This is a genomic window from Micromonospora sp. NPDC050980 (assembly GCF_040653835.1).
Taxonomy (GTDB): domain Bacteria; phylum Actinomycetota; class Actinomycetes; order Mycobacteriales; family Micromonosporaceae; genus Micromonospora.
Window position 1 is genome coordinate 804,316 of sequence record NZ_JBFAGS010000001.1, and the last position, 21,063, is coordinate 825,378.

Below are 21,063 nucleotides of genomic sequence, written 5' to 3' on the forward strand. Positions count from 1 at the left end.
CCGGGCGGGACAAGGCACCGCCGCCCGTCCCCGGAGAAGCCGGTCCTCACCTGCTCCGCGCACTTCGATGTGCGGATCGGCAGATTGGCGGAAGGAACCTGTACCGCTTCGGCATCTCGCCCTCCTGCTGCGGTCGCATTCCGTTCACTTCCCCGACGTGCCGCAGCTTCTGGAACGGCTTGGCGACACGTTCCGGGAAAGGAGTTGGATGGCGCTGCCGCTGCCTATCGGATGAGACCCGCCGACAATGGCGTCATGGCCGACGAGCGTCCCCTGTACGAACGAGATCCGGCAGCTTGGCAGGCACATCTGGCGGAAGGCAACGCCCGGCAACCTCGCAAACGCGTCGGGGCCTGCTGGTCGACCCCCGCTACAAGCCCGACTGGGACCTACCGGGCGGCATGGCCGAGGCCAATGAACCACCGCACGTCACTGCCGCCCGGGAACTCCGCGAGGAGCTCGGGTTGGAGGTGCCGGTCGGCTCGATGCTGGTAGTGGACTGGGTGGCCCCGCACGGTCCGTGGGACGACAGCCTGATGTTCGTCTTCGACGGCGGCGTGCTGCCGGCCACGGCACACCTTCGGCCGACGGACCACGAGCTGGCCGAGGCGCGTTTCGTACCGCTCGACGACGCGCGGGCGCTGCTTCGCCCGTACATCTGGCAGCGGTTGCGTCACGCGGTGGCCGCGCTCGCCGACGGACGTCCGAGGTATCTCGTTGGTGGCGCCTGAGGTCAGCCACGGAGGTGGCGCAGGACGGCCAGGACCCGGCGGTTGTCGGTGTCGGAGGACGGCAGGCCCAGCTTGGCGAAGATGTTCGCCACGTGCTTCTCCACCACCCCGGGCGTGATCACAAGCGCCGACGCGATGCCGCTGTTGGACCGCCCCTCGGCCATCAGCGACAGCACCTCGCGCTCCCGTGGGGTCAGCGACGCCACCCCGCTGGTGCCCTGCCCGGCCCGCATCAGGTGGCCGACCACCTCCGGGTCCAGCGCGGTGCCGCCGGACGCCACCCGGGTCAGCGCGTCCACGAAGTCGGCGACGTCGGCGACGCGGTCCTTGAGCAGGTAGCCGACGCCGCTGGGCCGGTCGGCGAGCAGCCGGGTCGCGTAGCGGGTCTCCACGTACTGGGAGAAGACCAGCACGCCGACGCCGGGGTGGTCCCGTCGGATGTCGATCGCGGCGCGCAGTCCTTCGTCGGTGTGCGTCGGCGGCATCCGGATGTCGACCACCGCCACGTCCGGCTCGGAGGCGGCGACCGCGGACCGCAGCGCGTCGGCGTCGGCCACCGCCGCGCACACCTCGAAGCCACGGTCGGTGAGCAGCCGGACCAGCCCTTCGCGCATCATCGCGGCGTCCTCCGCGATCACCACCCGCATGCCGTCGCCTCCGTTCACGCCCGCGCGGGCAGGTCGATCTCGACCCGGGTCGGGCCGCCGGCCGGGCTGTGCACGAGCATCCGCCCGTCCACCACGCCGACGCGGCGGGCCAGCCCGGCCAGGCCGGGTCCGTCCGGGTCCGCGCCGCCCGCGCCGTCGTCCGTGACGGTGAGCGTCAGGCGCTCGCCGGCTCCGGCGACGTCGAGCCCGATCGAGGTCGCCCGGCTGTGCTTCGCCGCGTTGGCGAGCAGCTCGGCGGCGCAGAAGTAGGCGATGGTCTCGATTGCGGGGGCCGGGCGGTCGGTCAGGTCGACGGTCACCGCGACCGGGACGGCGCTGCTCGTGGCGAGCGTCGCCAGCGCGTCCCCGAGGCCGCTGTCGAGCACCGGCGGGTGGATGCCGCGCACCAGGTCGCGCAGGTCGGCGAGGGCGTCCTTCGCGCCACGATGGGCGAGCGCGACCAGTTCACGGGCCTGCGCGAGGTCGGGTGGCGGACCGTGGGCGCCGAGCTTCTCGGTGGCCATGCCGAGGTTCATGGCGAGCGTGGCCAGCCGGATCTGCGCGCCGTCGTGCAGGTCCCGTTCCAGTCGGCGCATCATCGTGGCCGCGTCGTCGATCGCCCGGGCGCGGCCGGCCTGGAGTTCGCGTACCCGTTCGGCGAGCCGGCGCGGGCCGAGCAGCCGCCGCATCGCGGCCAGGTCCGGTGCGGTGCCGGCGCGCATCAGCCAGGGCGCGACCAGCAGCATGGCCAGACCGGCGGCGGCGATGAGGAACGTGCCGGCGAACGTCCGCGCGCCGAGGAGGCCGAACGGCGTCAGCGCCCAGACCGGCCCGAGCCGGGTGCCGGGCGGGTGGTTGCGGAACAACGGCCACCACAGTGGGTAGCTGAGGTTGACCGGGCCGAGCAAGTAGCAGAACAGGCCGTAGCCCTGCGGGACGGCCAGTGGCACCTTGAGCAGGCCGTACCCGACCGCGCGCCAGCCCGGACCGTCGGTGACCACGGCACCGAGCCGCTTCGAGGGCCGGGCCGGCGGGGCGTCCACGTGCACGTCGAGCAGCCGTGCCGCGAGCCGGCGGTGCACGGCGCCCGCCGCGCGTCCGGCCGGAGCGGCCAGCACGACCAGGAGCGCGACGGTGAGCGGGAACAGCACCAGGAAGATCGGCGCGACGGCCGGCGCGGGCTGTCGGGACATGCCTCCGGTGGCCCAGAGGATGAGGGCGCCCAGAGCCGGGACGAGCGCCGGCACCGCCAGGACGATGACCGCGCTGACCACGCCGACCAGGCAGAACACGGCCCGGCGCAGGGCCAGCGCGGTGAACGGGGCGCGCAGCGCGGTCATCGGCCCATTCTCGCTTCTCACGCGTCGCGCCGGCGGAGCAGGACGCCGCCGCACAGGATCGCCGCGGCCGCGTACCCGCACATCAGCAACACGCTGATCCAGCCGGCGAACAGCCCAGGGGTGGGCGTGGTCACCGCGACGGAGTTGAGCAGCATCAGCAGCGGAACGAAGCGGCCGACCGCGATTCCGCTCTCGCCGAACAGGCCGACCGCGATCGTCGGGACGAACATCAGCGCGAACAGCGTGCCGATCGCGGCGCCGGAGTGCCGTACCACCGTCCCGACACCGACCCCGATCAGCGCGGTGGCGGCCAGGTAGCCGCCGGTCAGCAGGACCGCGCGCAGGATCGGCGGATCGGCGAGGGAGGCGGCCGGGATGGCGGTGCCACGGATCGCGAGCTGCCCGCCCAGATAGCCGGCGAGGCTGGCGAGCAGACCGACGGTGAGCGCCGTGCCGCCGCAGACGGCGGCCTTCGCGGCCAGGACGGTCCGGCGCCGGGGTACGGCGGCGAACGTCGAGCGGATCTGCCCGGTGCCGTATTCGCCGGTCACCATGAGGACGCCGAGCGCGCCGAGCAGAAGCTGGGCCAGGATGGACCCGCTCAGGCTGTTGTTCAGGATCTGGGCGGCGGTGGCCACCGGCGTGTGCGACCGGTAGCCGAACCCCACCCCGACGCCGGCCGCGGCCATCGAGGCCACCGTCGCGATCGCCAGCCACCACGTCGACCGGACGCTGCCCAGCTTGATCCGCTCCATCCGGGCCGCCTGCCGGAATCCGTAGCCGCTCATGACACGTCCGTTCCGCGATAGTCGGTGGCCTGGGAGGTGAGTCGGAAGAACGCGTCCTCCAGGTTGTCGCCGCCGGCCGCCAGCTCGGCCACGGTCGTCTCGGCGAGCAGCCGACCCTGGCCGATGACCACCAGCCGGTCCGCGGTCTGCGCCGTCTCGGCGATCAGGTGGCTGGACACGAACACGGTCCGGCCTTCGGCGGCGAGCCGGCGCAGCAGGTCCCGGATCCAGCGGATGCCCTCCGGGTCCAGTCCGTTGACCGGCTCGTCGAGCAGGAGAACAGCGGGGTCGCCGAGCAGCGCCACCGCGACGCCGAGCCGTTGGCGCATGCCGAGCGAGTAGGTGCCGGCGCGGCGCGTAGCCGCGTCGGACAGGCCGACGACGCGCAGCACCCGCTCGACCCGGGAACCGGGGATGTCGTTGCTCGCGGCCAGCGCGGACAAGTGGGCGCGGGCGCTGCGGCCGGGATGGAACGCCCCGGTGTCGAGCAGCGCGCCGACGGTCCTCAGCGGCCAGGTCAGGTCCGGGTACCGGACGCCGCCGATCAGCGCCTCGCCGTGGTCCGGGGCGTCCAGCCCGAGGATCATCCGCATGGTCGTCGACTTGCCGGACCCGTTCGGGCCGAGAAAGCCGGTCACCGCTCCCGGTCGGATCCGGACACTCAACCTGTCCACGGCGGCCCGGCCGCCGTAGCGTTTGGTCAGCTCACGTAGTTCGATCACCCGGTCGACGCTAGGCAGCGCCGAGAATCGTCGGAAGCCGGAAAGCCGCCGGCTCCGACCGGGGGTTTTCCACCCCTCCCGTCGTACACATGTTCCATCCACAGCCTGTGGACACCGAGAGGTTCGGATGAGTTACCAGCTCAGCGCCGTGGTCGCCGACATCGAGCTGCTGCGCGAGCAGACCGCCGACCTGGATCACGCGGTGCTGGCCGCGCTCCGCCAGGACTTCGCGTTGCTGCCGGTGACCCCGCAGCTCGTCGAGGAGCTGACCGGCGGGCTGCCGGACTTCGCCACCGACGAGCCGTGTGCCGTACGCCCGTTCCGGCTGGTTCTCTCGCCGCCGCTGGCGGAGTTGCTGGCCCGCTGGTCGCGGGGCGGTCCGGTGGCGTACCTGGAGGCGGAGTTCGCCGGCGGGCTCGGCCACCAGGCGGCGGTGGTGTGGCTGGACGGTGAGGTGAGCTGGGGGCCGCGCCACGACGGCACGCTGGACCGGCCGCGCGCCGGCTGGCCGATCAACGCGGCGCTGACCCGGCTGGGCGTCGAGCCGGGCGCGTGGATCGACCCGTTCGCCGAGCTGGGCCTGCACCTGGAACGGGACACGGACGGCTGGTTGGCGCACGGCCGGCGCGGGTTGTCCGCCGACTACTGGGACGAGCTGGCCGAGGAGTGGGAACTGCGCCAATCCGGCCCGCACCAGCAACCTCCGGGCCCTGCTCCCGTTGGGGACTGGGGGATTGCATGAAATTACGACAATTTGCTTTTATCGCCGCGCTGATGACGGCTGCGTCCGTCGCCGGCAGCGGCGTCCATCCACAGTGGCCGTCCCGCCCGGTCGACGCCGTCGAGGTGGTCAGCCTGGACGGCCTGCGCAACGCGGAGTTCGGCACCACCGAGCAGGACCTCACCCGACGCGGCCTGCTGCGCACCGACGAGGAGGCGTGCGGCCCGACACTGGCCGGGCACGGATCGGTCAACCCGATCTTCGTCGACGACCGGCTCGTCCTGCTCTGGCTCGACGACCCGATGACCACCCCGGAGGGCATCGGCGCCGGCACGCCGATCGGCGAGGTGCGCGCCGCGTACCCCGGCGCCGCCGCGCTGCCCGCGCCGCCCGGCAGCCACCGCTTCGCCGGGCTGCTCGCCCGCGACGGCGACCGCGCATACCTGTTCCTGCACGACGGCGTCACCGTCCGGAAGATCATCGCCGGGTACGCGGACTGGGCCCGCCGCCTCTTCGACGAGGGCTACGGCCCCTGCTGACCCGCCCGGTGTGACCGATCCGGCATCCCGACCAGTCCTTGAGAGAGGAAGCCATCGCACACCAGGAGCGAGCTGTGGACCGGAACCTGCACGTGCTCTTCTAGCGGGCACTCGACGTCGAACCCGCACCCCCGACCGGGGACGTGGCCCGGGAGGCCATGGTGGCGGGCACCGCGCTGCGGCGCAGGCGTGGTCTGCTCGGGGGAGGCGCGGCGGCCGGCCTCGTCGCGACCGCCGCCGCCCTGGTCGCCCTGAACCTGACACCAACGTCCCGGGAGCCGCTGCCACCGGCGGCGATCGGAGCACCGGAGCCGTCCACGGACCCCACTTGCAGCCCACAGATGCGACGCGAGCCGATCGACGCTCGAATCTTCCTGCGGCAGGACATCACCGATCAGCAGCGCCTCGACCTGCGCGACGCGCTCCAGTCGTACCCGCCGGTGCGGCGCGTGACGTTTGCGGGTCACGACGAGGCGTACGCCAGGTTCAGGAAGTCCTACCGGGACAACCCCGATCTGGTCGGCTCGGTCGAACCGGAGCAGCTTCCCGAGTCCTTCCAGGTCGAGCTGGTGCGGACGGCGGACTACGCGCGGCTCGCGGCGAAGTTTCGCGACGCGAGCGGCGTGGACCAGATCGCGGCCAACCCCTGCGCGTACCGCACCGGTTCCGGGGAGGGCGAGTGAGCAGCGGGCAGGTCGACGTCTGCGCCTCGCCGGCCGCCGAACGTCAGCCCGGCCCGGTGGCCCGGTGGAGAATCGCCCGCCGACGCGAGCGCGACATCCGGGACGAGGACTTCAGCGCGTTCGTCGCCGCGACCGCGCCCCGACTCAGGCGCACCGCCTACCTCATGTGCCGGGACTGGCACCTCGCCCAGGACCTGACCCAGATCACGTTCACCCGGATGTACGCCTCGTGGACCCGGATCCGACACACCGCGAACCTCGACGCGTACAGCCGCCGGGTGCTCGTGAACGCCCTCTTCGACCAGCGGCGCCGGCGCAGCGGGACCGAGTTGGTCTGCGCCGACCTGCCCGAACGGCCGGAACCGGCGGCGGCGACGGACCTGCACGTCACGTTGATGACCGCGCTGGCGGCACTGCCGATCCGGGACCAGGCGATCGTGGTGCTGCGGCACTGGGAGGACCAGAGCGTCGCCACCGTCGCCAAGATCGTGGGGATATCCGTCTCGGCGGTGAAGATGCGGGACGCCCGGGCGCTGAGTCGGATCCGCGCGATGCTGGGCGACGACTTCACCGGGAGCTGACCCGGAACGCGGAACGCCCGTTGTGATCCTCACGGATCGCACCGGGCGTTCTCGCTGTTCACGAGCGGTGGCGGCGGGATTTGAACCCGCGGAGGGCGTAAACCCTCACACGCTTTCGAGGCGTGCTCCTTAGGCCACTCGGACACGCCACCGCCGACGAGGGTACAGGACCACCGGTACCGACGCCGAACCGGTATCCCGGCCGCCGGCCTGGCAGGATCTTTGCCATGAGTACGCACATCGGCGCTGAGCCGGGAGAGATCGCCGAGCGGGTCCTGATGCCGGGCGACCCGCTGCGGGCCAAGTGGATCGCGGAGACCTACCTCGAGGGGGCCCGCTGCTACACGACCGTGCGCGGGATGCTGGGCTTCACCGGGCGGTGGAACGGCGTCGACGTCTCCGTCCAGGGCTCCGGCATGGGCATGCCGTCCGCCTCCATCTACGCCCACGAGCTGATCAACGACTACGGGGTGAGGACGCTGATCCGGGTCGGCTCCTGCGGCGCCCTGACCGAGGATCTGCAACTGCGCGACGTGGTGGCGGCGATCGGCTCGTCCACCGACTCGAACATGAACCGGATGCGCTTCGACGGCCTGATCGACTACGCCCCGGTGGCCGACTTCGGGCTACTGCGCACCTCGGTCGACGTGGCCGAGCGGCGCGGCATCACCATGCGGGTCGGCCCGATCCTGGCCGCGGACGCCTTCTACACCGACCGGCCGGACCTGTACGACACGCTCGCCGACTACGGCGTGCTCGCGGTGGAGATGGAGTCGGCGGCGCTCTACACCATCGCCGCCCGGTTCAAGGCCCGCGCGCTGACCGTCCTGACCGTCAGCGACCACATCAAGACCGGTGAGAAGACCACGTCGCAGGAGCGTGAGCAGACGTTCGGCCAGATGGTCGAGATCGCCCTCGACACCGCCGTCGCCTGACCCGGCTGTTCTCCCCGCCGCCCCCGTCACCGCCCGGTGCCGGGGGCGGCGGCTGGTGAGAAGGGGCCCCTTCTATACCGGAAGCGTTAACAAGGGGCCCCTCCTTACCTGAAGAACGCGCGCAGCAGCGCGGCGCTCTCCGATGCCAGGACGCCGCCGTAGACCTCGGGGCGGTGCGGGAGGCGGCGGTCGCGCAGCACGTCCCAGAGTGAGCCGACCGCGCCGGTCTTCGGCTCCCACGCCCCGAACACCACTGTCGAAACCCGGGCCAGCGCGATCGCCCCGGCGCACATGGTGCACGGCTCCAACGTCACCACCAGCGTGCAGCCGTCCAGTCGCCACCGGCCCAGCCGCCGCGCGGCGCGGCGCAGCGCCAGCACCTCGGCGTGCGCGGTCGGGTCCCCGGTGAGTTCCCGCTCGTTGCGCCCGATCGCCAGTTCGGTGCCGTCGGGTCCGTAGAGCACCGCGCCGACCGGCACGTCGTCGGCGTCCCCGTCGGGCGGGCCGCCGTCCGGGCCGGTCACCGCGACCTGAAGCGCCCGGCGCATCCACAGTTCGTGCCGCTGCCGGCGGCCCGGCGCGCCCGGGTCGGCCAGCCCTTCGTCGGCGCCGGGACGCACGGGCGACGGTCCCACGGTCTCCAGCGCCGGGTCGGTCGCGTCGGCCGGCTCGGCGGCGCCGGGCGCCACGGACTCGCCGGGCTCAGACCTCACGCAGTTCCTCGACCTCGTCCACGCAGCCGAGCACCTGGCAGATCTCGGCCGTCACGTCGGCCGGCATGTTGCCCTCGTGCGCGCAGAGGGCGAGCAGCTTCTGCGCCGGGATGCCCAGGTCGGCGAGGAGGTCGGCGTCGCCCACCGGGTCGGCCTCCGGGTCCACCGCCGGCTGCTCGGTGTCGTCGTCGCCGCCGGACGGTCGCGGCTCGTCGACGTCCTCCAACCCGGTGACCGACGTCTTCAGGTCGCCCACCAGCAGCGCACCCAGCCGGGACTCCTCCGCGTACGCCGAGTCGGAGCCGAAGACCCGCAGGTCCTCACCCTCGTCGAGGCGCAGCACCACGAGGTAGGTGTCGTCGGCCTCGACGAAGAGCAGGGAGAGGTCCGCGTCCGGCTCGACGTCGCGCAGCCGGTCGGCCACCTCCTCGATGTCGGTGACACCCCGCAGGCTCACCTCGCCGGCGGTCCAGCCGCCGTCGACGCGCGCCACGGCAGCAGCGAAGTACGACACGGTCCCCCCAATGTTGGCCTCGGCAGGACGCCGACACGTCACGCGATGCACGTTAACCGGTCGGGTCGGCAGGCGACCGGTCAACGCCCCGTAAGGGGCCGGCCGTTCCTGGAGAAAGCCGGTCAGCCGGCGACGCGACGGCGGGTGGCGATGAGCTGGCGCAGCCGCTCGCTGCGCGCCCGCTGCGGCCGTTCGCGCTGCTGTACCGCGCGGGCGCCGGCCAACTCGGCGAGGAGTTGCAGACGGCGGCGGCTCCGATCGGGGTCGAGCCGCGGCGGTGTGGTCCAGGCCATACGGCGAGCGTGAACCGTCACCGCCCGTACGTCAAGATGGTCTTCGCTACGCAGCGGAACCGGCACCGAAGGTCACCAGAGCGGCCAGTCCCCGGTCTGCGCCCAGCGCACCGCGACGATCGCCGCGGCGATGCTCCAGCCGCCGGCGGTGACGATCGCCACCCCGGTCGCCACCCCCCGGTCGCCGTGGCGGACCAGCACCGCGGCGGCGGCCCAGGCGAGCCCGCCGGCGAGCAGCGTCCACCAGGCGTAGCCGGGCACATCGTGGCCGACCAGCCCGAACAGCAGCAACCAGGCGAACGCGATCACCGCACCGATCGCGACGCCGGTGCCGGTGACCGGGTGCGGTTCGCGGTAGCTGGGCCGCATCGGCCCGCCGGACGGGAAGAGCCCCGACGGGCTACGCGGCGGCGGCTGGAACGCCCCCGCACCGGGCCCGTCTCCTCCGCCGTGCCACCCGTTCGCCACCGCTGCTCCTTCCCCCGACCCGTCCGCCTCGACATGACGCACAGTGACTGGACGGTGCGGGCTGCTCTCGGCTTTCGTCCCTACGGTAGTGGTCTGCCAGGATGACCGGATGCGCTCGCCATCGATCGGACGCCGCGCGCGTCCGGCGTACTCGGTCCTGCTGCTCGTCGCGGCGTTGGCCGCCGGGTGTGACCGTCCGGCCGGCCCGGCCGACGCGTGGCGGGACCCGAGCCCGATGGTGACCGCCGCGCAGCCCGCCGGGTCGGCGGCGAGCCAGGCCCCGTCCGTCGCCGCCACCACCGCGCCGGCCCCGACGCGGACGGCGGCGGGGCGGCGGGTCTTCCCGGTGCGGGCCGGCAACGTCGACTACCACCCGACGCACGGCGGCTACCCGGGCACGGACCTGTTCGCCGACTGCGGCGAACCGGTCGTGGCGGTCACTGACGGGGTGGTCCTGGAGGTGAGCCGGGTCGACCGGTTCGACAAGCGGGGGCCGCTCGGGCCGAACAACGGCGGGCTGTCGGTCTCGCTGCTCGGCGACGACGGGGTGCGTTACTACGGCTCGCACCTGAGCGCGATCTCGTCCGGCGTCGACGCCGGGGTACGGGTCCACGCCGGGCAGCAGCTCGGCAAGGTCGGTCGCACCGGCAACGCCAACAACGTGTGCCACCTGCACTTCGGGCTCTCCCCCCAGTGCTCGGGCCACGACGACTGGTGGATCCGCCGGGGCGTCGTCTGGCCGGCGCCCTACCTCAACTCCTGGCGCAAGGGCGGCAACCGCTCACCCGCCGCCGAGGTCACCGCGTGGCAGCGCAAGCACGGCTGCCCGAAGTCGCCGGGCGGGTCCGCCGCGGGCGGCTGACCTCGGCGCGCGCCCCGCCGGCCCCCGGCGGGCGGTCGGAGCGCGTAGGTTCCAGGACATGACTGCCCGGGACCCCATCGCCGACCTGCGCCGGATCGCGTTCCTGCTGGAACGGGCGAACGAGGCCACCTACCGGGTCCGGGCGTTCCGGTCGGCGGCGAGCGTCCTTGGCGCGCTGCCGGCCGGCGAGGTGTCCGAGCGGGCCCGCACCGGCAAGCTCACCGAGCTGGCCGGCGTCGGTGACGTCACCGCCCGCTGCGTGGCCGAGTCGTTGGCCGGTGAGGAGCCGGTCTATCTGCGCCGGCTGCTGGCCACCGAGGGCACCGACCTGGACGACGAGGCGGCGAGGCTGCGGGACGCGCTGCGCGGTGACTGCCACAGCCACTCGGACTGGTCCGACGGCGGCTCGCCGATCGAGGAGATGGCGCTGGCCGCGGTCGAGCTGGGTCACGAATATCTCGTGCTCACCGACCATTCGCCGCGACTCAAGGTGGCCCGAGGGCTCACCGCGGACCGGCTGCGCCGGCAGCTCGACCACGTGGCCGCGGTGAACGAGGCGCTGCCGACGGGTTTCCGCATCCTCACCGGCATCGAGGTCGACATCCTCGCCGACGGTTCGCTGGACCAGACCGACGAGTTGTTGGCCCGGCTGGACGTGGTGGTCGGGTCGGTGCACAGCGGGTTGAGCGACGACCGGGCGAAGATGACCCGCCGGATGCTGACCGCGGTCGCCAACCCGCACCTGGACATCCTCGGCCACTGCACCGGCCGGATGGTGGCGTCCCGGCCGGCCGGCGTGACCGGGCCCGGCGACAAGGGGCACCGGGCGCGCACCCGCAAGGAGAGCGACTTCGACGCGGACGCCGTCTTCGCCGCCTGCGCGGAGCACGACGTGGCCGTCGAGATCAACTCGCGGCCGGAGCGGCAGGACCCGCCGAAGCGGTTGATCCGCCGGGCCCTGGAGGCCGGCTGCCGGTTCGCCATCGACACCGACGCGCACGCCCCCGGTCAGCTCGACTGGCAGCGTTTCGGCTGCGAGCGGGCGGCCCGCTGCGGCGTACCGGCCGATCGGGTGGTCAACACCTGGACGGCCGAACGCCTGGTGACGTGGACGGCGAGCCGGGGCTGAGCGGTCAGGCCCGGGCGGCCGGCTCGACCGGGCGGATGGCGGGTGGCGCGGGCGCCAGGGCGGGGCGACGCCGGCGGAACAGGCCCTGCGCGACCGCCACGCCGACGAGCACCACCAGGGCGCCCACCGGCTGGTGCCAGTTCATCCGTTCGCCGAGCACCACGGCGCCGACCAGCACCGCGAAGACCGGGATCAGGTAGGTCACCGTGGATGCCGTGCTGGCGCCGGCCAACCGGATGTTGCGCATGTTGATCACGAAGGCCAGCCCGGTGCCGAGCGCGCCGAGCGCGAGCACGCTGGCCACCACCCGCGCCGAGAGGCCGGTCGGCACCGGCGGCGCGCCCGCCACCAGCGGCGCGACCAGCGCGAGCTGCGCGGTCGCCACGAGCAGCTGCGCCGCCGACAGCGACAGGCCCGAGTACGCGCTGCCCGCGATGAACTTCTTCTGGTACGGGATGGCCAGCCCGTAGCAGGCCGCCGCGCCGAAGCACATGAGCTGGCCGGTGAAGTGGGCCCCGCCGACGCCGGCCCAGACGCCGAGCACCACCAACACGCCGGCGAAGCCCAGCGCGAGCCCGACCGCCCGCCGCGCGGTCAGCTGCTCGGTGCGGAACACCAGCACGGCCAGCGGCAGCACGATCAGCGGCGTGGTGGCGTTCCAGATGCCGGCGAGCATGGACTCGGCCCGTTGCTCGCCGAAGCCGAACAGGGTGAACGGAAGCGCGACGCCGAACGCGGCCACCACCAGCAGGTGCGCCCAGACCCGGGGGTCGCTGGGCAGCCGGTCGCGCAGCACCGCCAGCACCACGAGCAGCGTGGCCGCTCCGGTGGCGACCCGGTAGAGGGTGAGGTGCACCGGGTGCAGCTCGGTCACCCCCACCTTGATGAAGAGGAAGCTGGAACCCCAGATCGCGGCCAGGGCGACGAAGCCCGGCAGCCAACTCCGCAGCGGTGCCCGGTCAGGAGCGATATCCGTGTTCACCCCTGACACTCTGCCCTCCGGGTACGACGCTGTCGCGCGAGAATCGGACGCCGTGTCGACCGCCACAGCAACTGCGTGATCCGCTGCCCTGAACACGGCAAACACAATCGGCACCGGGGCGTCCCGGTCACGTAGTCTCGCCCGGTGGGACGAATCGATGACCTCGCCAACCGGTACGTGGCCGAATGGGCTCCGCTGAGCCCGACCGGGGCCACCTACGTCGGCATCGCCGGCTACGACGACCAGCTCGACGACCTCTCCCCCGACGGCTACGCGGCCCGCGCCGACCTGGTCCGGCGCACCCTGACCCAGCTCGACGTGACCGAGCCGGAGACCGAGGCGGAGCGGACCGCCCAGGAGGCGATGCAGGAACGCCTGGGCCTCGAACTCGCCCGCTACGACAGCGGCGAGACCACGAGCGAGGTCAGCGTGATCTCCAGCGGCCTGCACGAGCTGCGGATGGTCTTCGACCTGATGCCGACCGACGGCGAGGAGGCCAAGGCCAACGTCGCCGCCCGGCTCAACCGCTTCGCGTCGGCGCTGGACGCCTACAAGCGCACCCTACGCGAGGCCGCCGCCGACGGCCGGGTCAGCTCGCAGGTGCAGCTCGTCGAGGTCGCCAAGCAGTGCGACGTCTGGGTCGACCCGGAGGGCGACAACTTCTTCCACGGGCTGGTCGAGCGCCTCGACGCCGACGGGACGCTCGGCGCGGAGCTGCGCAAGGGCGCCGCCGCCGCGACCGCGGCCACCGCCGAGTTCGGGCAGTTCCTCCGCACCGAGCTGGCCCCGGTGGGCCGGCGGAAGCAGGCCGCCGGCCGGGAACGCTACGAACTGGCCTCGCAGTACTTCCTCGGCGCGAAGGTCGACCTGGACGAGACGTACGCCTGGGGGTTCGCGGAGCTGGCCCGCCTGGAGGCCGACATGCGGACGGTGGCCGGCCGGATCGCCGGCCCCGGCGCCACGATCGACGACGCGGTACGCGCGCTCGACGCCGACCCGGCGCGGACGGTCCGGGGCAAGGAGGCGTTCCGCGACTGGATGCAGGCGCTGGCCGACCGGGCGATCAGCGAGCTGGACGGCACCCACTTCGACATCCCGGAGCAGGTCCGCCGGATCGAGTGCTGCCTCGCGCCGACCAGCGACGGCGCGATCTACTACACCGGGCCGAGCGAGGACTTCTCCCGCCCCGGGCGGATGTGGTGGGCGGTGCCGCAGGGCGTCAGCGAGTTCTCCACCTGGCGCGAGGTGACCACGGTCTACCACGAGGGGGTGCCGGGCCACCACCTCCAGGTCGCGCAGACGGCCGTCCGGGCCGACCTGCTCAACCGCTGGCAGCGGCTGCTCTGCTGGGTGTCCGGGCACGGTGAGGGCTGGGCCCTCTACGCCGAGCGGCTGATGGACGAGTTGGGCTACCTGGAGGACCCGGGCGACCGGCTCGGCATGCTCGACGGGCAGGCGTTGCGGGCCGCCCGGGTGATCGTCGACATCGGCATGCACCTGGAGCTGGAGATCCCGGCGGACAACCCGTTCGGTTTCCACCCGGGCGAGCGCTGGACGCCGGAGCTGGGCTGGGAGTTCATGCGGGCGCACTGCCGCGTGCCGGACGAGGTCCTGCGCTTCGAGCTGAACCGTTATCTCGGCTGGCCGGGGCAGGCCCCCTCGTACAAGGTGGGCGAGCGGATCTGGTTGCAGGCCCGCGAGGACGCGAAGGCCCGCAAGGGCGCCGACTTCGACCTGAAGGAGTTCCACCGCCAAGCGCTCGACCTGGGCGCGCTGGGGCTGGACCCGCTGCGCCGGGCGCTGGCCCGGCTCTGAGTTCCTCGGCAACGGCGACGGCCGGGAGTCGGAGGTCCCCCTCCGGCTCCCGGCCGTCTCGGCGTCGGCGTCGGTCAGGCCAGGTCGACCGTGAGCACCGGCCGGGCGGTGAGCGTCTTCGAGTGCTCGTAGGCCAGTTCGATCACCGGGTCGTCGAAACTCAGCGGGATCGGCGAGGTGACCGGGATGCCGTCGGGAAACGGCAGGTCCGGCGTCAGTGTGATCTTGATGCCGAGCACCCGGCCGACGAACCGGGTGGCGTAGAACGCGACGTCGCCCTCCACGGTGAGCCGCTCGGTCACGTACCGCTGCTTCTTGCCCGCCGGGCCGCTGGCCAGCAACGTGAAGTCGTCGGTGACGGCCTTGTCCATGGTGAACTTCAGGCACTTGAGCTTGCCCCGGTAGGTGGGCAGCTCGACGATGCCCTCGAAGCGCAGCCCGTACATGGTCACCTTGGAGCCGGTGAGCCGCGACGGCGGGTCGGCGACGAGCGGCTGGTCGGGGTCGGCGGCGAGCTTGGGCAGCGGCTTGCCCTCCTCGACCGGCTTCGGCTTGGTCGGGGCCGGTTCGGCGCAGTCGTCGCCCGGCTTCGCCGAGGCCGACGGCTTCGCGCTTGCGCCGGGCTTCGGCGTGGCGCTGCCGCTCGGGGCGGCGGCAACCGCCGCCGTCGTCGCCGAGGGAGACGGCGACGGCGACGCCTCGGCGTCGGCCGTGTCCTTGTCGCCGGTGAACAGGCCGGTGATGCCGTCGACGAGGTCGGTCAGCAGGTTGCCGTCCGGCTCCTCGGCCGGCTCGGTCGGCGCGGCGCTGCTCGGGCTGGCCGAGGGGGAGGCCGCAGCGGTCGTCGAGGCGGACGGCTTCGGTGCGGGCGCGGACGTGCTCGGGCAGGCCGCCGGCGCGGCGACCGCCGGCCGCTGGCCGTGGACCGCGACCAGCCCGGCCGCGGAGACGGCCAGGACCAGCAGGATCGCGTACGCGCGGGGCGTGTGCCCCGGGCCGCGCGGCGCGTCCGGTCCGGCCGGTTCGACCGGCGCCGACTCGCGCAGCGGGTTGCGCGGCTCGGGCAGCGTGTCGGTGAGGACGCCGGTGGTGTCGTCCTCGCGCTGCCGCGGCAGCAGCTCGTCCACCAGGGCCGGCTCCGGCTCGTCGGCCGGCTCCTCCGCCGCCGGTTCGTCGGTCGGCGTCCCACCGGCGGGTTCGGTCGGCGTCACGTCGGTGTCCTTGCGCGGCACCCAGGCGAAGCCGAGCGCGCTGCCGACCATGCCGAGCAGCAGGCCGATGAAGAAACCGCCGAGGTTGACCCCGATCAGTGAATAGAGCGCGGTGATCGCCGCGACCACCGCGTAGAACATCCGCTGGGCCGGGCTGAACCAGAGCAGCATCCCGCAGGTCACGAGGATGGTCGGGATGAGCCAGGACAGGAAGCCGGTGGGCCCCATCTGGAAGGTGAGGCCGTTGAGGCTCATCTGGGTGGTGGCGAAGATCTCCAGCCCGGCCAGGGCGGTGAGGAGACCGCCCCAGAACGGCCGCGCCCGGCGCCACCGGCGGAAGCCACGCCACGCCAGGCCGAGCCGACCGGGCCGGGCCTGCTGCGTTTCGGCGGTTGTCACGTACTCCTCCTGGCGGTGCTGACGGGGTGCGACATGGCGAGGCCCGCGGAGGGCGCCCTCCGCGGGCCTCGCCATCAGATCAGAAGCATTCCTTCGCGTCCTTGCCCACGTTCACCTTCAGCTTGAGGCCGTTGAGGGTGAAGACGCCGGCGCTGGTGGAGCGGGCCACCTGCTCCAGCTTCGTGATGGTCACCGAGTCGGCGCTCTGCCCGAACGCGCCGGGCTGGCCCTTCGTCGGGTTGAGGTCGTTGGCGTCGCGGCCGATCTGGATGTTCTGGAACGTGGCGTCGCCTTCCAGCGACTCCATGTCGATCAGCAGGTTGGTGGCGGTGGCCGGCTTGCCGCCACCACCGGCGTTGATGGTCAGCACGATCGGCACGCCGGGGATGCTGGCGTTGACCGACTGGCAGAGGTCGTAGAGCTTCGCGTCGGCGATCTCCGAGACGGCCACCGGGTGCTGCGTGCCGTTCTTCTCCTGGACCAAGCCGCCGTACTGCTTGAAGCCGTTGCCCTCCAGCTTCGAGGCGCCGACCTTGAAGGTCTGGCCCGACACCGCGAACGACGCGGCGATGGCGCCGTTGGCCATGCCGAGCACGATGCCGCCGGCCACGACGGTCGCCGGCACCATCATGGCGGCGAAGCGCCGCCAGCGGGTGCCGCCACTCATCTGGCGGTTCTCCGATTCAGTCACAAGGTCCTCCTCGACGGGGGTGCGTCGTCGCCGGACGCGGGACGCGACGCGGGACGGGGGAAAGCTGCGGGGCGGCGCGGAGGCCGTCGTGCCGAACGGGACCGCGCGGTTCGCGGATTGGATGTTCTCGCGAAGCGACAGACCTCACAAGCCCCTTGCTACTGACGGGTAACACGGTTGTGGTATCAAGATCGCCGACGGTTACCAACGGTTAGCGCCAAACCGGCAAGTTCTTCGGACGAAACGGTCTCATTACGACACCGTGTCGCACAGGTTTCACCTGTGGTAGCCGTCACGGCAAAACATCACAGTTCGATAACGGCCGGCTGACAAGGCGCTGAGGATGAGGCGGCGATCAACCGTCCGGTCAGGCCAGGACGCCGACCGGAGCCCGGTCAGCCCCGCCCGTCCAGCCAGGATCCCAGCAGGTGACGGTCGATCGAGTCGATCCGGCCGAGGGGACGCCCGGCGGCGACCCGGGCCCGCAGCTCCGCCCGGGTGAACCAACGCGCCTCCACCACCTCCTCGCCGTCGACCCGCACCCGCGTCGACTCCGCCGCCGCCCGGAAACCGACCATCAGCCCCGCCGGAAACGGCCACGCCTGCGAACCCTGGTAGGTGACCTCACGCACGACCACCCCGGCCTCCTCGGCCACTTCCCGCCGGACCGCGTCCTCCAGGCTCTCGCCGATCTCCACGAACCCGGCCAGCATCGACCAGGAATCCTCCGCCGCGCCGCGGTGCCGGGCCAGCAGGCAACGCTCCGGCTCACCGGGCGCCTCGACCAGCATGATCACCGCCGGCTCGATGCGCGGGAACAGCAACCGGCCGCAGCCCGCCCCGGCGCAGGAGCGGGTCTGGCCACCCGCCCCGGCCACCGTCGCCGCGCCGCAACTGCCGCAGAAGCGCTGGCCGCGGTGCCAGTGCAGCAGACCCTTCGCGTACGCCTGGACGGCCGCCTCGGCCGGCCCCAGCCCACCCACCAGCGCCCGGACGTCCACCGCCTCGGCCGCACCGGCCAGCTCCCGGGCCGCTCGCCCGTCCCGACCGGAGAGGTCGGCGGCGAACACCGCACGCCCCGCCTCCAGCCCGAGGAACACCGTCTCGTCGGCGGCGGCGAGCAGTTCGGCGGCGTGCACCGCGGCCGGGCGCACCGGCACCCGCGCGGAGTCGACGAGGCAGCGGTCCCGCCACAGCGGCAGCACCACGCTCGCCGGGTCGCTCAGTCGCTCGGCGAGCCACCCCGGGTCGTCACGCAGCGCCGCCGCCCGGTCCAACCACCCGCCGCCGTACGCCAACACCCGGTCGTCCGCCCGCACCCGACCACCGTGTCACGACCACGGCCGGAACGGGGGCCCGAAACGGGTGATCGGTGCGACACCTCCGCCCGCCCGACACGACCTCCCGGGCGGAGACTCCCGACCGGCCCGAGCGTTGGTTACCGTAGGTGTCTCCCGCGGGGGAAGCAGTCCCCGCACGCGTAATTCCGATCGAGGTTGCAGTGACCATGAGCGGCGAGAAGATGCCGGCTGCCGACGACCGGCCCACCGTCAAGGTGGCGGCGGTGAGCTGGCCCGGAGTCGAGCTGGAGCCGGTCGCCACACCGCCCGCCCCGGGCGCGGGGAAGCCGACGCGCAGCCGACGCGCCCGACTGCTGCTGGCCGGCGGGCTCACCGCCGCCCTGCTCGCCGCCGGCATCGGCGTCGGCGCCTACGCGTACGCCGGTGACGTGCCCCGCGGCACCACGGTGCTCGACACCGAGCTGGGCGGGCGGAGCCGGGCGGACGCCGCCCGCGCGCTCCGCGCCGAGCTGGAGCGCCGCGCCGACGCGCTGAACGCTCCGATCACCGTGACCGTGGGCGAGAAGAAGACCGCACTGAAGCCCGCCGACGTCGGGCTCGCCGTCGACGTGGACGCCACCGTGGCCGCTGCCGCCGCCGCCGAGGCGCACGCGGTGAGCCGGCTGGTCGGCTCCCGCACGGTCGAGCCGGTGGTGACCGTCGACGCCGAGCGGTTGGGCACCGCCCTGCGCGCCGCGGTCGGCGACCAGGGACGCGAGATGACCATGCCGACCGTCATCTGGACCGGCACCACCCCCAAGCCGGTCTACCCGAAGCCGGCGCTGACCGTGGACACGGCCGGCGCGACCGAGGCGGTCACCGCGGCGTGGCTGGCCGCCCTGCCGGTCACCGTGCCGCTTGTGGAGAAGTGGCCGGCGACCAGCCGCGAGGAGGTCGACCGGCTCGTCACCGAACTGGCCCGGCCGGCCGTGGCCGCGCCCGTCACGCTCACCACCGAGGGCGGCTCGGTCACCATCCCGCCCGCCGCCATCGCTCGGTCGCTGCGGTTCTCGACCGACGACGCCGGCAAGGTCGCCCCCCGGGTCGACGTCAGCCGGCTGCGCGCCGCGCTCGGCGACAAGCTGACGAAGCTGGAGGTGGAGCCGCGCGATGCCGGGCTGACCATCGCCGATGGCAAGCCGAAGGTGGTGCCCGGCCGGGCCGGCCGCCAGGTCGACGCCGCCACGCTGGGCCCCGCGCTGCTCGCGGTGCTGCCGAAGCCGACCGGTCGCACGGTGGCGGCACAGCTCAAGCCGGCCGCGCCGGAGCTGACCGAGGCGAAGCTGGCCGAGCTGGGCGTCAAGGAGCGCGTCTCCACCTTCACCACCCGGTTCACCGGCGGCCTCTCCTCGCCGCGCAGCCAGAACATCGTCCAGGCGGCAAAGGACGTGGACGGCGCCATCGTGCGGCCGGGGGAGACCTTCTCACTGAACGCGCACACCGGCGAACGCGGCTACGACAAGGGCTACCAGGACGCGCCGACAATCGTGAACGGCAAGCTCGTGCCGGGGGTCGGCGGCGGCGTCTCGCAGTTCACCACCACGCTGTTCAACGCCACCTACTACGCCGGGCTGGAGGACGTCGAGCACAAGCCGCACTCGTTCTACTTCAGCCGCTACCCGGCCGTGATCGAGTCGACTATCTACTGGCCTCAGCTCGACTTCAAGTTTCGCAACAACACACCGCACGGGGTGCTCATCGACACCTCCTACACGGCCAGCTCGATCACCGTGTCGATCTGGAGCACGAAGATCTACGACAGCGTGAAGACCGAGTACGGGCCGCGCCGAAACGTCACGCAACCGAAGACCGTCTATCTGAAACCCGGTCCGGACTGCATCTCCGCCGCCGGCGGCATCGGGTTCGCCCAGGACGCGTTCCGGGTGATCAAAAAGGATGGCAAGGTGATCAAGCGGGAGAAGTTCAGTTGGCGCTACGACGCCGAGCCGCGCTTCATCTGCGCGCCGAAACCCGGCACCTGACCCAGGCACACGAAGAAGGCCCCGCCGAGGCGGGGCCTTCTTCGTGTTCGGCGTCGTCAGGGGCGCGCCGCGGCCAGCCCGTCCCGGACGCCGTCCGCGTCCCGGTCGGTGCCGTAGACGGGGGTGTCCGGCTGCTGCCGCCAGCTCTCGTCGAGCGTGCCGGCGTCGACCGGGTCGAAACCCAGCTCGTCCACCAGGCCCATGACGACCTGCTTGGCGTCGGCGTCGTCGCCGGCCACCGGCAGGGCGATCCGACCCGCCGTACCCGCCGGCTTGCCCTGGTCCATCAGGTGCGCCGCCTGGATGTTGTTGAACGCCTTCACCACCCGGGCGCCCTTGAGGTGGTCGGCGGTCCACCGGCTGGAGCTGAGACTACGGTCCAGCAGCTCGGCGACGTCGCCGTCCCGCTCGGGGTAGTAGTTGTTGGCGTCGACGACGAGCTTGCCGTCGAAGAGGGTGGCCGGCAGTTGCGGGACGGCCTTCAGCGGGATCGCCACGACCACCACCTCCGCGCCCTGGACCACCTCCTCCAGGGCGGCGGCCCGCGCGCCGGTCTCGGCGGCGAGGTCGGTAAGGCTTTCCGGGCCGCGGGAGTTGGTTACCGCGACGTCGTGGCCGAGTGAACGCAGACGACGGGTGAGGGTGCCTCCGATGTGCCCCGACCCGATGATTCCGATCTCCATGACCACTCCTGTACCCCGGCGGGTGCGTCCCGATCACGAACCCGCCGTACGTCATGTCACGTTCTTCGTCCGCCGAGGCCGGCGGGGGACACGCGGGGCGGTCCCCGCTCGACGGTACGAGATGGGATGGGTCGGTCGTGGTGATTCGCGCCGGAACGGCGCTGACGCAGTCAGGGCCATCCCTGTTTGGGGTGGCCCTGACTGGAAGATTGTCCGGCGGTGTCCTACTCTCCCACACCCTCCCGAGTGCAGTACCATCGGCGCTGGAGGGCTTAGCTTCCGGGTTCGGAATGT

Annotated in this window: 23 protein-coding genes and 1 tRNA gene; 10 read left to right on the plus strand and 14 right to left on the minus strand. The window is 72.8% G+C overall.

The genetic code is table 11. The features are described 5' to 3' along the window. Nucleotides 1-401 precede the first annotated feature (401 nt). Nucleotides 402-731 (plus strand): NUDIX hydrolase, encoded by a 330-nt coding sequence (locus AB0H28_RS03920; protein WP_358033878.1) that lies wholly within the window; start codon nt 402-404, stop codon nt 729-731. Nucleotides 732-733: 2 nt separating this feature from the next. Here the strand turns inward: AB0H28_RS03920 and AB0H28_RS03925 are convergent, their stop codons facing one another. Genes AB0H28_RS03925 through AB0H28_RS03940 form a run of 4 tightly spaced genes read right to left on the minus strand, consistent with a single transcriptional unit; the run spans nt 734 to nt 4,228 of the window. After that, entirely contained in the window at nt 734-1,378 is a 645-nt protein-coding gene (locus AB0H28_RS03925) for a response regulator transcription factor (protein ID WP_358033717.1), read from the minus strand. 14 nt (nt 1,379-1,392) lie between these two features. Then, nucleotides 1,393-2,718, minus strand: coding sequence for a sensor domain-containing protein (locus AB0H28_RS03930; protein WP_358033719.1), 1,326 nt, complete (start codon nt 2,716-2,718; stop codon nt 1,393-1,395). A gap of 17 nt (nt 2,719-2,735) precedes the next feature. Next, on the minus strand, nt 2,736-3,506 hold the full coding sequence (locus AB0H28_RS03935) for an ABC transporter permease (protein WP_358033721.1): 771 nt from the start codon (nt 3,504-3,506) through the stop codon (nt 2,736-2,738). Then, entirely contained in the window at nt 3,503-4,228 is a 726-nt protein-coding gene (locus AB0H28_RS03940; protein WP_358033724.1) for an ATP-binding cassette domain-containing protein, read from the minus strand. The genes AB0H28_RS03935 and AB0H28_RS03940 overlap by 4 nt, the downstream gene beginning before the upstream one ends. A 127-nt stretch (nt 4,229-4,355) precedes the next feature. Here AB0H28_RS03940 and AB0H28_RS03945 point away from each other — a divergent pair, with 127 nt between their 5' ends. The 4 genes from AB0H28_RS03945 to AB0H28_RS03960 all read left to right on the plus strand — a co-directional run bounded on the left by AB0H28_RS03945 (nt 4,356) and on the right by AB0H28_RS03960 (nt 6,752). Further along, nucleotides 4,356-4,970 carry a hypothetical protein gene (locus AB0H28_RS03945; RefSeq protein ID WP_358033726.1) on the plus strand — a complete coding sequence of 205 codons (615 nt, stop codon included), beginning with the start codon at nt 4,356-4,358 and terminating at the stop codon, nt 4,968-4,970. Between the two features lie 32 nt (nt 4,971-5,002). After that, a complete protein-coding gene (locus AB0H28_RS03950; protein WP_358033728.1) occupies nt 5,003-5,488 on the plus strand; it encodes a hypothetical protein in 486 nt (161 codons plus the stop codon). Between the two features lie 158 nt (nt 5,489-5,646). Continuing rightward, nucleotides 5,647-6,171 carry a permease-like cell division protein FtsX gene (locus AB0H28_RS03955; protein ID WP_358033730.1) on the plus strand — a complete coding sequence of 175 codons (525 nt, stop codon included), beginning with the start codon at nt 5,647-5,649 and terminating at the stop codon, nt 6,169-6,171. Then, the gene (locus tag AB0H28_RS03960) at nt 6,168-6,752 is read left to right on the plus strand and encodes a SigE family RNA polymerase sigma factor (RefSeq protein WP_358033732.1); all 585 of its coding nucleotides are present in this window, start codon (nt 6,168-6,170) and stop codon (nt 6,750-6,752) included. Before AB0H28_RS03955 ends, AB0H28_RS03960 begins: the two co-directional genes overlap by 4 nt. A gap of 65 nt (nt 6,753-6,817) precedes the next feature. Here the strand turns inward: AB0H28_RS03960 and AB0H28_RS03965 are convergent. Then, nucleotides 6,818-6,904: transfer RNA gene (locus AB0H28_RS03965), tRNA-Ser, on the minus strand. 75 nt (nt 6,905-6,979) lie between these two features. Here AB0H28_RS03965 and deoD point away from each other — a divergent pair. Next, nucleotides 6,980-7,687, plus strand: coding sequence for a purine-nucleoside phosphorylase (deoD, locus tag AB0H28_RS03970; RefSeq protein ID WP_358033734.1), 708 nt, complete (start codon nt 6,980-6,982; stop codon nt 7,685-7,687). A 104-nt stretch (nt 7,688-7,791) separates the two neighbouring features. Here the strand turns inward: deoD and AB0H28_RS03975 are convergent, their stop codons facing one another. The 4 genes from AB0H28_RS03975 to AB0H28_RS03990 form a co-directional block, all read right to left on the minus strand. After that, complete coding sequence (locus AB0H28_RS03975; RefSeq protein ID WP_358033880.1) at nt 7,792-8,235, minus strand: nucleoside deaminase; 444 nt, start codon at nt 8,233-8,235, stop codon at nt 7,792-7,794. A 154-nt stretch (nt 8,236-8,389) separates the two neighbouring features. Beyond that, complete coding sequence (locus AB0H28_RS03980) at nt 8,390-8,914, minus strand: tRNA adenosine deaminase-associated protein (RefSeq protein WP_358033737.1); 525 nt, start codon at nt 8,912-8,914, stop codon at nt 8,390-8,392. Between the two features lie 122 nt (nt 8,915-9,036). Beyond that, nucleotides 9,037-9,207, minus strand: a complete 171-nt coding sequence (locus tag AB0H28_RS03985) for a hypothetical protein (protein WP_175441502.1) — start codon at nt 9,205-9,207, stop codon at nt 9,037-9,039. 72 nt (nt 9,208-9,279) lie between these two features. After that, entirely contained in the window at nt 9,280-9,576 is a 297-nt protein-coding gene (locus AB0H28_RS03990) for a hypothetical protein (RefSeq protein ID WP_358033883.1), read from the minus strand. Nucleotides 9,577-9,784: 208 nt separating this feature from the next. Between AB0H28_RS03990 and AB0H28_RS03995 the strand changes: the two genes are divergently transcribed. Beyond that, nucleotides 9,785-10,537 carry a M23 family metallopeptidase gene (locus AB0H28_RS03995; RefSeq protein WP_358033739.1) on the plus strand — a complete coding sequence of 251 codons (753 nt, stop codon included), beginning with the start codon at nt 9,785-9,787 and terminating at the stop codon, nt 10,535-10,537. A 58-nt stretch (nt 10,538-10,595) separates the two neighbouring features. Further along, nucleotides 10,596-11,666 (plus strand): PHP domain-containing protein, encoded by a 1,071-nt coding sequence (locus tag AB0H28_RS04000; RefSeq protein WP_358033743.1) that lies wholly within the window; start codon nt 10,596-10,598, stop codon nt 11,664-11,666. Nucleotides 11,667-11,670: 4 nt separating this feature from the next. Here AB0H28_RS04000 and AB0H28_RS04005 read toward each other — a convergent pair whose 3' ends face one another. Next, complete coding sequence (locus tag AB0H28_RS04005) at nt 11,671-12,762, minus strand: DMT family transporter (RefSeq protein WP_358033746.1); 1,092 nt, start codon at nt 12,760-12,762, stop codon at nt 11,671-11,673. 30 nt (nt 12,763-12,792) lie between these two features. Between AB0H28_RS04005 and AB0H28_RS04010 the strand changes: the two genes are divergently transcribed. Next, entirely contained in the window at nt 12,793-14,463 is a 1,671-nt protein-coding gene (locus tag AB0H28_RS04010; RefSeq protein WP_358033749.1) for a DUF885 domain-containing protein, read from the plus strand. A gap of 74 nt (nt 14,464-14,537) precedes the next feature. Here the strand turns inward: AB0H28_RS04010 and AB0H28_RS04015 are convergent, their stop codons facing one another. From AB0H28_RS04015 to nudC, 3 genes are all read right to left on the minus strand, one after another. Beyond that, nucleotides 14,538-16,073 carry a DUF6114 domain-containing protein gene (locus AB0H28_RS04015; RefSeq protein ID WP_358033752.1) on the minus strand — a complete coding sequence of 512 codons (1,536 nt, stop codon included), beginning with the start codon at nt 16,071-16,073 and terminating at the stop codon, nt 14,538-14,540. 79 nt (nt 16,074-16,152) lie between these two features. Then, nucleotides 16,153-16,740 (minus strand): DUF6230 family protein, encoded by a 588-nt coding sequence (locus tag AB0H28_RS04020; RefSeq protein WP_358033886.1) that lies wholly within the window; start codon nt 16,738-16,740, stop codon nt 16,153-16,155. 419 nt (nt 16,741-17,159) lie between these two features. Continuing rightward, entirely contained in the window at nt 17,160-18,083 is a 924-nt protein-coding gene (gene nudC, locus AB0H28_RS04025) for an NAD(+) diphosphatase (RefSeq protein ID WP_358033755.1), read from the minus strand. A gap of 188 nt (nt 18,084-18,271) precedes the next feature. Here nudC and AB0H28_RS04030 point away from each other — a divergent pair, with 188 nt between their 5' ends. Then, the gene (locus tag AB0H28_RS04030; RefSeq protein WP_358033758.1) at nt 18,272-20,086 is read left to right on the plus strand and encodes a VanW family protein; all 1,815 of its coding nucleotides are present in this window, start codon (nt 18,272-18,274) and stop codon (nt 20,084-20,086) included. A 56-nt stretch (nt 20,087-20,142) separates the two neighbouring features. Here the strand turns inward: AB0H28_RS04030 and AB0H28_RS04035 are convergent, their stop codons facing one another. Further along, on the minus strand, nt 20,143-20,769 hold the full coding sequence (locus AB0H28_RS04035) for an NAD(P)-binding domain-containing protein (protein WP_358033760.1): 627 nt from the start codon (nt 20,767-20,769) through the stop codon (nt 20,143-20,145). Between the last annotated feature and the right edge of the window lie 294 nt (nt 20,770-21,063).

Bases quoted from the DNA above. Each gene is read 5' to 3' on its own strand.
- AB0H28_RS03935 (WP_358033721.1), bottom strand. From the start codon at position 3,506: ATGAGCGGCTACGGATTCCGGCAGGCGGCCCGGATGGAGCGGATCAAG.
- AB0H28_RS03955 (WP_358033730.1), top strand. From the start codon at position 5,647: ATGGTGGCGGGCACCGCGCTGCGGCGCAGGCGTGGTCTGCTCGGGGGA.
- AB0H28_RS03990 (WP_358033883.1), bottom strand. From the start codon at position 9,576: ATGCGGCCCAGCTACCGCGAACCGCACCCGGTCACCGGCACCGGCGTC.
- AB0H28_RS03950 (WP_358033728.1), top strand. From the start codon at position 5,003: ATGACGGCTGCGTCCGTCGCCGGCAGCGGCGTCCATCCACAGTGGCCG.
- AB0H28_RS04035 (WP_358033760.1), bottom strand. From the start codon at position 20,769: ATGGAGATCGGAATCATCGGGTCGGGGCACATCGGAGGCACCCTCACC.
- AB0H28_RS03930 (WP_358033719.1), bottom strand. From the start codon at position 2,718: ATGACCGCGCTGCGCGCCCCGTTCACCGCGCTGGCCCTGCGCCGGGCC.
- AB0H28_RS03945 (WP_358033726.1), top strand. From the start codon at position 4,356: ATGAGTTACCAGCTCAGCGCCGTGGTCGCCGACATCGAGCTGCTGCGC.
- AB0H28_RS03985 (WP_175441502.1), bottom strand. From the start codon at position 9,207: ATGGCCTGGACCACACCGCCGCGGCTCGACCCCGATCGGAGCCGCCGC.
- AB0H28_RS03925 (WP_358033717.1), bottom strand. From the start codon at position 1,378: ATGCGGGTGGTGATCGCGGAGGACGCCGCGATGATGCGCGAAGGGCTG.
- AB0H28_RS03975 (WP_358033880.1), bottom strand. From the start codon at position 8,235: ATGCGCCGGGCGCTTCAGGTCGCGGTGACCGGCCCGGACGGCGGCCCG.
- AB0H28_RS04020 (WP_358033886.1), bottom strand. From the start codon at position 16,740: ATGAGTGGCGGCACCCGCTGGCGGCGCTTCGCCGCCATGATGGTGCCG.
- AB0H28_RS04000 (WP_358033743.1), top strand. From the start codon at position 10,596: ATGACTGCCCGGGACCCCATCGCCGACCTGCGCCGGATCGCGTTCCTG.
- deoD (WP_358033734.1), top strand. From the start codon at position 6,980: ATGAGTACGCACATCGGCGCTGAGCCGGGAGAGATCGCCGAGCGGGTC.
- AB0H28_RS04030 (WP_358033758.1), top strand. From the start codon at position 18,272: ATGAGCGGCGAGAAGATGCCGGCTGCCGACGACCGGCCCACCGTCAAG.
- AB0H28_RS03995 (WP_358033739.1), top strand. From the start codon at position 9,785: ATGCGCTCGCCATCGATCGGACGCCGCGCGCGTCCGGCGTACTCGGTC.
- AB0H28_RS03920 (WP_358033878.1), top strand. From the start codon at position 402: ATGGCCGAGGCCAATGAACCACCGCACGTCACTGCCGCCCGGGAACTC.